Source organism: Stenotrophomonas muris (assembly GCF_052751275.1).
This window is the reverse complement of the sequence record NZ_CP199879.1, coordinates 885,363-898,433: the sequence shown is the minus strand read 5'-3', so window position 1 is coordinate 898,433 and position 13,071 is coordinate 885,363. Positions and strand designations below refer to the sequence as shown.

Here is a 13,071-nt window from a genome sequence, read left to right as displayed (position 1 = left end):
TCCTGAACTGGACGGTATAGTCCACCGCGTGAACCCGGCCTACCTCCCCGTTGCCCTCGACGCGCGCGATGAGCGCGTGTTCGATGCCGTGCGCAGACTGCTGGCCGAGCAGGGCATGCAGATGAGCATGGACGCAGTGGCCCAGCATGCCGGCTGCTCCAAGCAGACCCTGTACTCGCGCTACGGCAGCAAGCAGGAACTGCTGCGCCGGGTGATGCAGCGCCACGTCGGCCACGCCACCGGGGCCATGCTGCGTGCACTCCGCAGTGACGACCTGCGTGCCAGCCTTCTCCAGTTCGCCACCGACTTCCTGGAGCATTTCAACCAACCGCACGTAGGACAGGCCTGCCGGCTGATTGCAGCCGAGGCAGCCCAGTTTCCCGAAGAGGCGCGTACGCTGTACCGGCACGGTGCCGGCGCGCTGACGCTTCATCTTGCTGAATGGATTGAAACCGTTTGCATGCAAGGCCAGCTCCGGCATGACGACCCGCACTTCATGGCCGAACTGCTGCTGAGCATGATCGCCGGTCAGGATTTCGACAAACAGCGCTTCCATACCCCCCATCGTGATGACGCGCTCCTGCGTCGGCGCTGGGCAGAGTTCTCCGTCGACAGCTTCCTGCGCGCGTTCGCGCCACAGCCGTCGCCGGCCCCGTCTACAAACCAACCCCGGAGTTCCTCCTGATGACCGCCCCACTCCGCACCCTTGCCTTGACGTGCGCCGTTGCTGTCGCGCTGGCTGCCTGCAAGAAGCCGGAACAGCAGACGCCCCCGCCGCCGGAGGTGGGCGTGATCGACGCCAAGCCGCAGACCCTGCCGCTGCAGCGCGAGCTGGTCGGCCGCCTGTCGCCGTTCCGCAGCGCCGACGTCCGCGCACGCGTACCCGGCGTGCTGCTCAAGCGCGTTTACCAGGAAGGTTCGCAGGTCAAGCAGGGCCAGACCCTGTTCCTGATCGACCCGGCGCCGTTGCGTGCCTCGCTCAACGCCTCCGAGGCCCAGCTGGCTTCGGCCCGCGCCACCTACGCCAATGCCAAGGTCGCCGCCGATCGCGCGCGCTCGCTGGCGCCGCAGCAGTTCGTCTCCAAGTCCGACCTGGACAACGCCGAATCGGCCGAGCGCACCGCCCTGGCCGCCGTCAAGCAGGCCGAAGCGGCAGTGACCTCTTCGCGGATCAACCTGGGCTACGCCGAAGTGACCGCGCCGATCAGTGGCGTGGCCAACAAGCAGCAGGTCACCGAGGGCGCGCTGGTCGGCCAGGGCGATGTGACCCTGCTGACCACCGTTGACCAGCTCGACCCGCTGTATGTGAACTTCTCGCTGAGCGTGGATGAGCTGACCCAGCTTCGCGCGCAGCAGGCCAAGGGCTCGCTGGCGCTGTCCGGCGACGGCAAGGCCACGGTCAACGTCAAGCTGGCCGACGGCAGCACCTATGGTGAGCCGGGCACGCTGGACTTCTCCTCGACCACGGTCGACCCGGCCACCGGTGCGGTGTCGCTGCGTGCGCTGCTGCCGAACCCCCAGCAGATCCTGCTGCCGGGCGCCTTCGTCAGCTTCCAGGCCAACCTGGGCGAGCGCAACAATGCCTACCTGGTGCCGCAGCAGGCGCTGCTGCGTGACACCACCGGCGGCTACGTGATGGTGGTCGGTGCCGACGGCAAGGTGGTGCGCAAGAACGTGAAGACCGATGGCGCGCAGAACGGCAACTGGCTGGTCAGCGACGGTCTGGCCGCCGGTGACAAGGTGATCGTGGCCGGCGTGCAGAAGGTCAAGGAAGGTGCACCGGCGGTGGCCAAGCCGTGGACCCCGGGGCAGGACGCCAACGGCAAGCCTGCCGCAGGCGGCGCCGCTCCGGCGGGCGCAGCACCGGCGGCAGGCAAGGCACCGGCCGACGCGGCCAAGCCGGAACAGGCCGATGCGGCCAAGCCGGCCGCCACCGATTCGAACAAGCAGTAACGGGAACCTTCCGTCATGCCTAAATTTTTCATCGAACATCCAGTCTTCGCCTGGGTGGTTGCGATCCTGATCTCGCTCAGCGGCGTGATCGCGATCCTCAACCTGGGCGTGGAGTCCTATCCCAACATCGCCCCGCCGCAGGTCACCGTCTCGGCGACCTACCCGGGCGCCAGCGCGGACACCACCGAGAAATCGGTCACCCAGGTGATCGAGCAGCAGCTGACCGGTATCGATCACCTGCTGTACTTCAGCTCCTCGTCGGCCTCCAACGGCCGCGCGCAGATCACCCTGACCTTCGAGACCGGTACCGATCCGGACATCGCCCAGGTGCAGGTGCAGAACAAGGTGTCGCTGGCCACGCCACGACTGCCTTCGGAAGTGACCCAGCAGGGCGTGGTGGTGGCCAAGGCCAATGCCGGCTTCCTGATGGTGGTGGCGCTGCAGTCCGATACCCCGACCATCAACCGTGACGCCCTGAACGACATCGTCGGCTCGCGCGTGCTCGACCAGGTCTCGCGTATCCCCGGCGTCGGCAGCACCCAGCAGTTCGGTTCCGAGTACGCCATGAACATCTGGCTGAACCCGGAGAAGATGCAGGGCTATGGCCTGTCGGCCAGCCAGGTACTGGCCGCGGTACGTGCGCAGAACGTGCAGTTCGCCGCCGGTGCGCTGGGTTCGGACCCGTCGCCGGAAGGCCAGCACTTCACCGCCACGGTCTCGGCCGAAGGCCGCTTCAGCTCGCCGCAGGAATTCGAGAACATCATCCTGCGCGCCAACGCCGATGGCTCGCGCGTGCTGCTCAAGGACATCGCCCGCGTCGCCTTCGGTGCCAACAACTACGGCTTCGACACCCAGTACAACGGCAAGCCGACCGGCGCCTTCGCCATCCAGCTGCTGCCGGGCGCCAACGCCCTGAACGTGGCCGAAGCGGTGCGCGCCAAGATGGACGAGCTGCAGCCCAGTTTCCCGTCCGGGGTGACCTGGTTCTCGCCGTACGACAGCACCACCTTCGTCAAGATCTCGATCCAGGAAGTGGTCAAGACCCTGTTTGAAGCGGTCCTGCTGGTGTTCCTGGTGATGCTGATCTTCCTGCAGAACTTCCGCGCCACACTGATCCCGACCCTGGTCATCCCCGTCGCCCTGCTCGGTACCTTCCTGGGCATGTGGATGATCGGCTTCACGATCAACCAGCTGACCCTGTTCGCGATGGTGCTGGCGATCGGCATCGTGGTCGACGATGCGATCGTGGTGATCGAGAACGTCGAACGCATCATGAGCGAGGAAGGCCTGGCGCCGAAGCCGGCCACGCAGAAGGCGATGACCCAGATCACCGGCGCGGTGGTGGCGATCACCGTCGTGCTGGCCGCGGTGTTCATCCCGTCCGCCCTGCAGGGCGGCGCCGCCGGCGAGATCTACAAGCAGTTCGCCCTGACCATCGCCATCTCGATGGCGTTCTCGGCGTTCCTGGCACTGGGCTTCACCCCGGCGCTGTGCGCGACCTTCCTCAAGCCGACGCACAACGACAATCCGAACATCGTCTACCGCACCTTCAACAAGTACTACGACAAGATCAGCCACACCTACGTGGGCCACATCACCTCGGCGGTGCGCCATGCGCCGCGCTGGATGATCCTGTTCGTGGTGCTGACCGCGCTGTGCGGCTTCCTGTTCACCCGCATGCCGGGCAGCTTCCTGCCGGAAGAAGACCAGGGCTATGCGCTGGCGATCGTGCAGCTGCCGCCGGGCTCGACCAAGGGCCAGACCAACGAAGTGTTCGCGCAGATGCGTGGCATCCTGGAAAAGCAGGATGGCTATGAAGGCATGCTGCAGGTGGCCGGCTTCAGCTTCGTCGGTTCCGGCGAGAACGTGGGCATGGGCTTCATCCGCCTGAAGCCGTGGGAGGAACGCAAGTTCACCGCGCCCGAGTTCATCCAGAACATGAACGGCGCGTTCTACGGCATCAAGGAAGCGCAGATCTTCGTGGTCAACCTGCCCACCGTGCAGGGCCTCGGCCAGTTCGGCGGCTTCGACATGTGGCTGCAGGACCGCAGTGGTGCCGGCTACGAACAGCTGACCCAGGCGCGCAACATCCTGCTGGGCAAGGCCGCGCAGAAGCCCGAAGCCCTGGTCGGCGTGCGTCCGAACGGGCTGGAGAACGCCCCGCAGCTGCAGCTGCACGTGGACCGCGTGCAGGCGCAGTCGATGGGCATGTCGGTGTCGGACGTGTACAGCACCATCCAGCTGATGCTGGCCCCGGTCTATGTCAACGACTTCTTCTACGAAGGCCGCATCAAGCGCGTGACCATGCAGGCCGATGGCCCGTACCGCACCGGCCAGGAGTCGCTGAAGAGCTTCTACAGCCCCTCCACCCTGACCCAGAACGCCGATGGCACCAACGCGATGATCCCGCTCAACACGGTGGTCAAGTCCGAATGGGTGTCGGCACCGCCGTCGCTGAGCCGCTACAACGGCTACTCGGCGATCAACATCGTCGGCTCGCAGGCCCCGGGCACCAGCTCGGGCGAAGCGATGCAGACCATGGAGAGCATCGTCAACGACGACCTGCCGGCCGGCTTCGGCTACGACTGGTCCGGCATGTCCTACCAGGAAATCCTGGCCGGCAATGCCGCCACGCTGCTGCTGGTGCTGTCCATCGTGGTGGTGTTCCTGTGCCTGGCCGCCCTGTATGAAAGCTGGTCGATCCCGGTGGCGGTGCTGTTGGTGGTGCCGCTGGGCGTGCTGGGCGCACTGGGCCTGTCGATGCTGCGCGGCCTGCCCAACGATCTGTTCTTCAAGATCGGCCTGATCACCGTGATCGGCCTGGCCGCGAAGAACGCGATCCTGATCGTGGAGTTCGCGGTGGAGCAGCGCGCAGCCGGCAAGAACCTGCGCGATGCCACCATCGAAGCGGCCCGCCTGCGCTTCCGCCCGATCCTGATGACCTCGTTCGCGTTCATCATGGGCGTGATCCCGATGGCGATCTCCACCGGCGCCGGCGCCAATTCCCGCCACGCCATCGGTACCGGCGTGATCGGCGGCATGCTGTTCGCCACCCTGCTCGGCCTGCTGATGATCCCGGTGTTCTTCGTGGTCGTGCGCCGCATGCTGGGCGACAAGCTGGATGAACCGTCCAAGGAGTTCATGGAACGCCAGCGCGACGCGGATGCTGCACACCGCCCGGATCGTTGATCCGGCAGTGCGCTGAAACGAAAAGGCCCCGGAGCGATCCGGGGCCTTTTTCTTGCCGCCTTTGAATTCATGCCAACCAAGGTTGGCATCTACCAGGGCAACGGCATGCCCGGTAGCCGCCAACCTTGGTGGGCGCCGTTCGAGTCACGTTTCAGCGCAACAGCGCGACCACCAGGCACACTGCCACGATTACCAGTGCAGCCCACTGCATGGGCACAAAGAAGAAATGATGGGGCGCCACTTCGCCCTTCTGCCGGGGTGCCCGGTTGAGCCACAGGCCCAGCAGCACGTTCACCGCCGCGCCAATGCTGGCACCCAGCAACACCTGCGAGAGTGGGGTGTTGCCCTTGGGGCCTGCGTGCGGGAAGAAATACGCCAGCAGCAGGATCGCTGCGATCGGCGTGATCAGTGTCAGGATTCCCCAACCACGATAGATCATCTGTGCAGACCGTATGGAAACGGCCTGCATTGGAACAGATCCGGCATCGTTCGGCCAAGAGCACAGCGCATCCACGCGTGGCGTGGATCGACCGGCCGCGCCGCCATTGCAGCGGCGCGGCCGTTGCGTCTCAGCGCAGCCCGGTTTCGTTGCGGGCGATCACCAGGCGCTGGATTTCCGAGGTGCCTTCATAGATCTCGGTGATCTTGGCATCACGGAAGTAACGCTCCAGCGGCATCTCCTTCGAATACCCCATGCCGCCGTGGATCTGCACCGCCTGGTGGGTGATCCACATCGCCGCTTCCGAGGCGGTGAGCTTGGCGATGGCGGCTTCGTTGCTGAAGCGCTTGCCCTGGCCCTTCACCCAAGCCGCGCGCAACGTCAGCAGCAGCGCTGCATCCAGCTTGCACTTCATGTCGGCAATCTTGGCCTGGGTCATCTGGAAGGTGCCGATGGCGGCACCGAAGGCCTTGCGCTCCTTCACGTACTCCAGGGTCGCTTCATAGGCGGCACGGGCGATGCCGATGGCCTGCGAGGCGATACCGATGCGGCCGGCATCGAGCACGCTCATGGCGATCTTGAAGCCCTCGCCCTCCTGGCCCAGCACGTCCTCGGCCTGCGCCACGTAATCGTTGAACTCGATCTCGCAGGTGGCCGAGGCGCGGATGCCCAGCTTGGGCTCGGTCTTGCCACGACCGAAACCGGCCTTGTCGGTATCGATGATGAAGGCGGTGATGCCGCGCGCGCCCTTGTCCGGCTCGCTCATCGCGAACAGCACGATGTACTTGGCCACCGGGCCGGAGGTGATCCAGCTCTTCTTGCCATTGATGACGAAAGTGCCGTCGGCCTGTTTCACCGCGCGGCAGCGCATGGCAGTGGCATCGGAACCGGACTGCGGCTCGGTCAGCGCGAACGCGCCGATGGCGGTGCCTTCGGCGATGGCACGCACGTAGGTCTGCTTCTGCTGCTCGGTACCGTGGGTGAGGATGCCGTTGCAGAACAGCGAGTTGTTGACCGACATGATGGTCGAGTGAGCGGCGTCGGCGGCGGCGACCTCCACCATCGCCAGCACGTACGCAACCGGGTCCATGCCCGCACCGCCGTACTCGGTCGGCACTTCGATGCCCATCAGGCCGTTCTCGCCCAGCAGGCGGATGTTGTCCAGCGGGAACTCGCCGGTGCGGTCATGGTGCTCCGCGCTGGGGGCGATCTTTTCCTGCGCGATGCGCCGCGCCACGTCCTGCAGCATCAACTGCTCTTCGGTAAAGCTGAAATCCACAACACCCTCCCGGGTACATGAAGTTATGGGCCGCATACGGCGCGCCCAGGTGCTCCGATTGTACCGGGGGCCGGCTGTTTCCGTACGCTGGCGACTTGACCGCGGCAGGCCCTTTCGGCGAATATATCTCTATATCGCGATAGGTAGATATTTATGGATCTGGAAGACTGGTCGACCCGCCTGAAGGTGTTCGCCGATGCCACCCGCGTGCGCCTGCTGGCGCTGCTGGAGCAGGAGGAACTGACCGTGGCCGAACTGTCGGCAATCACCCGGCTGGCGCAGCCGCGCGTGTCCACCCACCTGGCGCGCCTGAAGGAAGCCGGCCTGGTCCGCGACCGCCGTGCCGGCGTGTCGGCCTACTACCGTTTCGACGAAGCCCAGCTGGACCCGGCGCAGCGTGCATTGTGGCATGCCTTGAGCAACGGAAGCGACGACCCGTTGCTGCGCCAGGATGCCGAGCGCGTGGCTGCAGTGCTGGCCCATCGCGCCTCTGACCAGAACTGGGCCGACAGCGTGGCCGGCGACATGGAGCGCCACTACTCTCCGGGCCGTACCTGGGAGGCGCTGGCGCGCACCGCCTTGCCGTTGCTGGAGACCGGCGACGTGCTGGACATCGCCTCCGGTGACGGCGTGCTGGCCGAACTGGTCGCCCCCCACGCCAAGCGCTACATCTGCATCGATACCAGCGCGCGCGTGGTCGCCGCTGCCAGCGAGCGCCTGCGCCGGCTGCCCAATGTGGAAGTCCGCGAGGGCGACATGCATGCCCTGCCGTTCAAGGACGGCAGCTTCGACCTGGTGGTGCTGATGCACGCGCTGACCTATGCCAGCAAGCCTGCGCAGGCCGTAACCGAAGCCGCACGCGTGCTGCGCCCGGGCGGCCGCCTGCTGCTGTGCAGCCTGGCCCGTCACGAGCACAAGGCAGCGGTGGAGGCCTATGGCCACGTCAACCTCGGCTTCAGCGACAAGGAGCTGCGCAAGTTCGTCGACAAGGCCGGCCTGCAGGTGTCCAGCCTGGAAACGGTCACCCGCGAGAAGCGTCCGCCGCACTTCGAAGTGATTTCGCTGATCGCCAACAAGCCCTGAGCCCGAGACCACCATGCCCGCCCTGCCCTGGTTGCATCCTGACCGTGCCAACGCCCTGCTCGACGCCCTGCGCGAGCGGATCCTGATCATCGACGGCGCGATGGGCACGATGATCCAGCGCCATGGTCTGCAGGAAGACGACTACCGCGGCGAGCGATTCGCCGGTGGCTATGACCATGCGCACGGTCGCGGCTGCGACCACGGCACGCCTGAAGGCCATGACCTGAAGGGCAACAACGACCTGCTGCTGCTGACCCGGCCGCAGGTCATCGCCGACATCCATACCGCATACCTGGACGCCGGGGCGGATCTGGTCGAGACCAACACCTTCAACGCCACTTCGGTCAGCCAGGCCGACTACCACCTCGAACACCTGGTGTACGAGCTGAACAAGGCCGGCGCCGCCGTTGCACGCGCCTGCTGCGATGCGGTGGCTGCGGCCACGCCGGGCAAGCCGCGCTTCGTGATCGGGGTGATCGGTCCCACCAGCCGCACCGCTTCGATCAGTCCCGACGTCAACGATCCGGGCTTCCGCAACACCAGCTTCGACGAGTTGCGCGACACCTATCGCGAAGCCATCGAGGGCCTGATCGATGGCGGCGCCGACACCCTCATGGTCGAGACCATCTTCGACACGCTCAATGCCAAGGCCGCGCTGTATGCGCTGGAGGAGGCCTTCGACGCGCGTGGTGCACGCCTGCCGGTGATGATCTCCGGCACCATCACCGACGCCTCCGGGCGCACCCTGTCCGGGCAGACCGCCGAGGCCTTCCATGCGTCACTGGCGCATGCGCGCCCGCTGTCGATCGGCTTGAACTGCGCGCTGGGCGCCGAGGCGATGCGCCCGCACGTGGAGACCCTCTCGCAGGTCGCCGACTGTTACGTCAGCGCGCACCCCAACGCGGGCCTGCCCAACGCCTTCGGCGAGTACGACGAAACGCCTGAAGAGATGGCCACCACCCTGCGCGGCTTCGCCGAGGATGGCCTGTTGAACCTGGTCGGCGGCTGCTGCGGCTCCACCCCCGACCACATCCGTGCGATCGCCCGCGCCGTGGCCGGGCTGCCGCCGCGCGCCCTGCCCGGTGTCCAGGAGCAGGCCGCATGAATGTCGCCGCCACCGTTCCACACTTCCCGCCCTCCTGCTGTTGAGCCGACGCCTGCCATGACGCCTGTCCGCCCTACCCGCCTGTCCGGCCTGGAACCCCTGGTCATCACTCCGGACCTGCTGTTCATCAACGTCGGCGAACGCACCAACGTCACCGGCAGTGCGCAGTTCCGCAAGCTCATCAAGGAAGGCCGCTACGAAGAAGCGGTGGACGTGGCCCGCCAGCAGGTCGCCAGCGGCGCGCAGATCCTCGACGTCAACATGGACGAGGGCCTGATCGATTCGGAAGCGGCAATGACCCGCTACCTCAACCTGATCATGTCCGAGCCGGACATCGCCCGCATCCCGGTCATGGTCGACTCCTCCAAGTGGAGCGTGATCGAAGCCGGGTTGAAGTGCCTGCAGGGCAAGAGCGTGGTCAATTCGATCTCGCTGAAGGAAGGCGAGGCGCTGTTCCGCGAACACGCGCGCAAGGTCCTGCGCTATGGCGCCGCCGCGGTGGTCATGGCCTTCGATGAAAGCGGGCAGGCCGATACCTGCGCGCGCAAGGTCGAGATCTGCACCCGCGCCTACCGCATCCTGGTCGACGAGATCGGCTTCCCGCCGCAGGACATCATCTTCGACCCGAACATCTTCGCCGTCGCCACCGGCATCGAAGAGCACGACAACTATGCGGTGGACTTCATCGAAGCCACCCGCATCATCAAGCAGACCCTGCCGCACTGCCACGTCTCCGGCGGCGTCTCCAACGTCTCGTTCTCGTTCCGCGGCAACGAAACGGTGCGCCAGGCCATCCACTCGGTGTTCCTCTACCACGCCATCGCCGCCGGCATGGACATGGGCATCGTCAACGCCGGCGCCATGCCGATCTACGACGAGCTGGAGCCTGAGCTGCGCGAGCGCGTCGAGGACGTGATCCTCAACCGCCGCAGCGATGCCACCGAGCGCCTGCTGGAGATCGCCGAGCGCTACAAGGGCAGCAAGGGCGCGGCGAAGACCGAGGACCTGGCCTGGCGCGGGAAGCCGGTGGCGCAGCGCCTGGCACATGCGCTGGTGCACGGCCTGGATGCCTTTGTCGAGGAAGACACCGAGCTGGCCCGGCAGGCCTCCAGCCGCCCGCTGGACGTGATCGAGGGCCCGCTGATGGACGGCATGAACATCGTGGGCGACCTGTTCGGTGCCGGCAAGATGTTCCTGCCGCAGGTGGTGAAATCCGCACGCGTGATGAAGAAGGCGGTGGCCTACCTGCTGCCGTACATCGAGGCGGAGAAGGCACGCAGCGGTGATACCGCCAAGAGCAATGGCAAGATCATCATGGCCACGGTGAAGGGCGATGTGCATGACATCGGCAAGAACATCGTCGGCGTGGTCCTGGCCTGCAACAACTTCGAGGTGGTCGACCTGGGCGTGATGGTGCCGGCGCAGAAGATCCTCGATGCCGCCCGCGAGCACAACGCCGACCTGGTCGGACTGTCCGGACTGATCACCCCGTCGCTGGAGGAGATGAGCCACGTCGCCCGCGAGATGGAGCGCCAGGGCTTCGACCTGCCGCTGCTGATCGGCGGCGCCACCACCTCGCGCGCGCACACCGCGCTGAAGATCGACCCGCACTACAAAGCGCCTACGGTGTGGGTGAAGGACGCCTCGCGCGCGGTGGGCGTGGCCCAGTCGCTGATCTCACGCGACCTGCGCGAAGCCTTCGTCGCGGCCAACGAGGCCGACTATGCCGAGATCCGCGCCCGCCACCGCAACCGTGGCGACGCCAAGCGCCTGGTGACGCTGGAACATGCGCGCGCGCAGAAATTCCAGGGCGGCTGGGACAGCTACACGCCACCGGCACCGGAACAACCCGGCCTGCACGTGTTCGATGACTACCCGCTGGACGAACTGGTCGACTACATCGACTGGACACCGTTCTTCCAGGCCTGGGAGCTGGCCGGCAAGTTCCCGGCCATCCTCACCGACGAGATCGTCGGCACCCAGGCCAGCGAGCTGTACCGCGATGCGCGCGCGATGCTCGAGCGCATCGTCGGCGAGAAGTGGCTGACGGCCAAGGCCGTGTTCGGCCTGTGGCCGGCCAACAGCATCGGCGACGACGTCCGCGTGCAGCACCCGCAGGGCGAAACGACCCTGCACTTCCTGCGCCAGCAGGTAGACAAGCCTGCCGAGCGCCCGGACTTCTGCTTGGCCGATTTCATCGCGCCCCTCGACAGTGGCAAGCAGGACTGGATCGGCGCGTTCGCAGTCACTGCCGGTATCGGCATCGACGCGCACGTCGCGCGCTTCGAGGCCGAGCATGACGACTACAACGCGATCCTGCTGAAAGCACTGGCCGACCGCCTCGCCGAGGCGCTGGCCGAGCGCCTGCACCAGCGCGTGCGTACCGAATTCTGGGGCCATGAGCGCGCCGAGGCGCTGGACAACGACGCCCTGATCGACGAGCAGTATCGCGGCATCCGGCCGGCGCCTGGCTATCCGGCCTGCCCGGAACACAGCGAGAAACGGCGCCTGTTCGACCTGCTGCAGGCCGAAGCAAACGCCGGCATGGAATTGACCGAGAGCTTCGCGATGCTGCCCACGGCCGCTGTCTCGGGCTACTACTTCAGCCATCCGCAGAGCCAGTACTTCGTGGTCGGCCGGCTCAGCCGCGAACAGGTCAGCGATTACGCCCGCCGCAAGGGCGTGGACCGCGCCCAGGCCGAACGCTGGCTGGCCTCCAACCTCGACTACGACCCCGAATGACACAAAAAGCACAAAAAGGGGACGGAGGGGATTAAGTCGTTTATGCATTCGCGACTTAATTCCCTCCGTCCCCTTTTTTGCCTCATCATTCCGCGATGACCGTTCCCGTTGCACGCCTCTCCAGCTTCTACCTGTTCTACTACGCGGCGCTGGGCGCGTTCACGCCGTACTGGAGCCTGTTCCTGACCGCGCGCGGCATGAGCGTGACGGCCATCAGCGTGATGATGGGCCTGTGGTACGCCACCCGCGTGATCGCGCCCAGCACCTGGACCTCGCTGGCGGCCGCATCGCCACGACCGATCCGCCTGCTGCGCGCGGGCTGCGTGCTGACCCTGCTCAGCTTCGCGGTATTCCTGCTGCCGCTGCCACAGCCGTGGATGTACCCGGCGATGGTGGTGTTCTGCTTCTTCTACAACGCGGTGATGCCGCAGTTCGAGTCGATCACCCTCACCCATCTGGGCAACGACAGCCATCGCTACGGGTTGATCCGGGTCTGGGGCTCGCTCGGCTTCATCGCCGTCGTGACCCTGTTCGGCTGGCTGATCGAAGATGACGGCACGGCCAGCCACGCCGGGCTGCTGCCGTGGATGATGCTGCCACTGTTCGCGCTGCTGGTCGCCTCGGCCTTCAGCAACCACTACGCGCGCGGCATCGGCAAGACCGGCGGCGACGCCAGCGGCTTCTGGCAGATCGTGCGCCGACCGCCGGTGCTGGCGTTCTTCCTGGCCGCCTTCATGGAGCAACTGTCTTTCGGCCCGTACTACACGTTCTTTTCGGTCTACATGGACCATCACGGCTACCGCACCTCCACCCTGGGCCTGTTGTGGACCATCGGTGTGGTCTTCGAAGTGGGCGTGTTCTTCACCATCGGCCGCTTCTTCCGCCGCTATGACGCCAGCTGGATGCTGTTGATCGCGCTGGTCAGTTCCTGCCTGCGCTGGGCCGTGACCGCACTGTTCCCGGAAAACCTGCCGGTGATGCTGCTGGCGCAGAGCGCGCACGCGCTGGGCTTTGCGGCGTTCTTCGCAGCAGCGATGCAGATGCTGGCGACCTACTTCCCCGGTCGCCTCAATGGGCATGGCCAGGGGCTGCTGTACGGATTCTCGTCCGGTGTCGGCGGTGTGCTCGGCGCACTCATTGCCGGCCAACTGTGGAAGATCGACGATGGTCGCACCGCGTTCCTGGCCGGCAGCGGCTTCGCCCTGATTGGCGCCCTGCTCTGTTTCTTCGCACTGAGCCTGCCGCTCATACGTGCGCGACGGAACAGCCGCGTGCGCTGAC

General features: G+C 66.1%; 9 protein-coding genes. 7 read left to right on the top strand and 2 right to left on the bottom strand.

Features of this window, described 5'->3' with window-relative positions; genetic code table 11:
- The first annotated feature begins 28 nt into the window (after positions 1-28).
- From ACUVWL_RS03930 to ACUVWL_RS03920, 3 genes are read left to right on the top strand one after another with little or no spacing between them, the layout of a single operon-like run.
- Entirely contained in the window at positions 29-685 is a 657-nt protein-coding gene (locus tag ACUVWL_RS03930; RefSeq protein ID WP_111207029.1) for a TetR/AcrR family transcriptional regulator, read from the top strand.
- On the top strand, positions 685-1,953 hold the full coding sequence (locus tag ACUVWL_RS03925) for an efflux RND transporter periplasmic adaptor subunit (protein ID WP_032962064.1): 1,269 nt from the start codon (positions 685-687) through the stop codon (positions 1,951-1,953). The genes ACUVWL_RS03930 and ACUVWL_RS03925 overlap by 1 nt, the downstream gene beginning before the upstream one ends.
- 15 nt (positions 1,954-1,968) lie before the next feature.
- Entirely contained in the window at positions 1,969-5,142 is a 3,174-nt protein-coding gene (locus ACUVWL_RS03920) for a multidrug efflux RND transporter permease subunit (RefSeq protein WP_046431562.1), read from the top strand.
- A 151-nt stretch (positions 5,143-5,293) separates the two neighbouring features.
- Here the strand turns inward: ACUVWL_RS03920 and ACUVWL_RS03915 are convergent, their stop codons facing one another.
- Both ACUVWL_RS03915 and ACUVWL_RS03910 read right to left on the bottom strand, forming a co-directional pair.
- Positions 5,294-5,581 (bottom strand): hypothetical protein, encoded by a 288-nt coding sequence (locus ACUVWL_RS03915; protein WP_277878426.1) that lies wholly within the window; start codon positions 5,579-5,581, stop codon positions 5,294-5,296.
- 130 nt (positions 5,582-5,711) lie between these two features.
- Positions 5,712-6,860: an acyl-CoA dehydrogenase family protein gene (locus tag ACUVWL_RS03910; RefSeq protein ID WP_014647680.1), complete on the bottom strand. Its 1,149-nt coding sequence runs from the start codon at positions 6,858-6,860 to the stop codon at positions 5,712-5,714.
- Positions 6,861-7,013: 153 nt separating this feature from the next.
- Here ACUVWL_RS03910 and ACUVWL_RS03905 point away from each other — a divergent pair, with 153 nt between their 5' ends.
- The 4 genes from ACUVWL_RS03905 (at position 7,014) to ACUVWL_RS03890 (ending at position 13,070) form a co-directional block, all read left to right on the top strand.
- Positions 7,014-7,943 (top strand): ArsR/SmtB family transcription factor, encoded by a 930-nt coding sequence (locus ACUVWL_RS03905; RefSeq protein WP_014037755.1) that lies wholly within the window; start codon positions 7,014-7,016, stop codon positions 7,941-7,943.
- Positions 7,944-7,956: 13 nt separating this feature from the next.
- On the top strand, positions 7,957-9,048 hold the full coding sequence (locus tag ACUVWL_RS03900) for a homocysteine S-methyltransferase family protein (RefSeq protein ID WP_262087111.1): 1,092 nt from the start codon (positions 7,957-7,959) through the stop codon (positions 9,046-9,048).
- 57 nt (positions 9,049-9,105) lie between these two features.
- A complete protein-coding gene (gene metH / locus ACUVWL_RS03895; protein ID WP_014647682.1) occupies positions 9,106-11,790 on the top strand; it encodes a methionine synthase in 2,685 nt (894 codons plus the stop codon).
- Positions 11,791-11,885: 95 nt separating this feature from the next.
- Positions 11,886-13,070: an MFS transporter gene (locus ACUVWL_RS03890; protein WP_111207025.1), complete on the top strand. Its 1,185-nt coding sequence runs from the start codon at positions 11,886-11,888 to the stop codon at positions 13,068-13,070.
- The last annotated feature ends 1 nt before the right edge of the window (position 13,071 follow it).

Excerpts from the sequence above, each read along its gene's own strand:
- ACUVWL_RS03925 (WP_032962064.1), top strand. The coding sequence starts at position 685 with ATGACCGCCCCACTCCGCACCCTTGCCTTGACGTGCGCCGTTGCTGTC.
- ACUVWL_RS03920 (WP_046431562.1), top strand. The coding sequence starts at position 1,969 with ATGCCTAAATTTTTCATCGAACATCCAGTCTTCGCCTGGGTGGTTGCG.
- ACUVWL_RS03915 (WP_277878426.1), bottom strand. The coding sequence starts at position 5,581 with ATGATCTATCGTGGTTGGGGAATCCTGACACTGATCACGCCGATCGCA.
- ACUVWL_RS03905 (WP_014037755.1), top strand. The coding sequence starts at position 7,014 with ATGGATCTGGAAGACTGGTCGACCCGCCTGAAGGTGTTCGCCGATGCC.
- ACUVWL_RS03900 (WP_262087111.1), top strand. The coding sequence starts at position 7,957 with ATGCCCGCCCTGCCCTGGTTGCATCCTGACCGTGCCAACGCCCTGCTC.
- metH (WP_014647682.1), top strand. The coding sequence starts at position 9,106 with ATGACGCCTGTCCGCCCTACCCGCCTGTCCGGCCTGGAACCCCTGGTC.
- ACUVWL_RS03890 (WP_111207025.1), top strand. The coding sequence starts at position 11,886 with ATGACCGTTCCCGTTGCACGCCTCTCCAGCTTCTACCTGTTCTACTAC.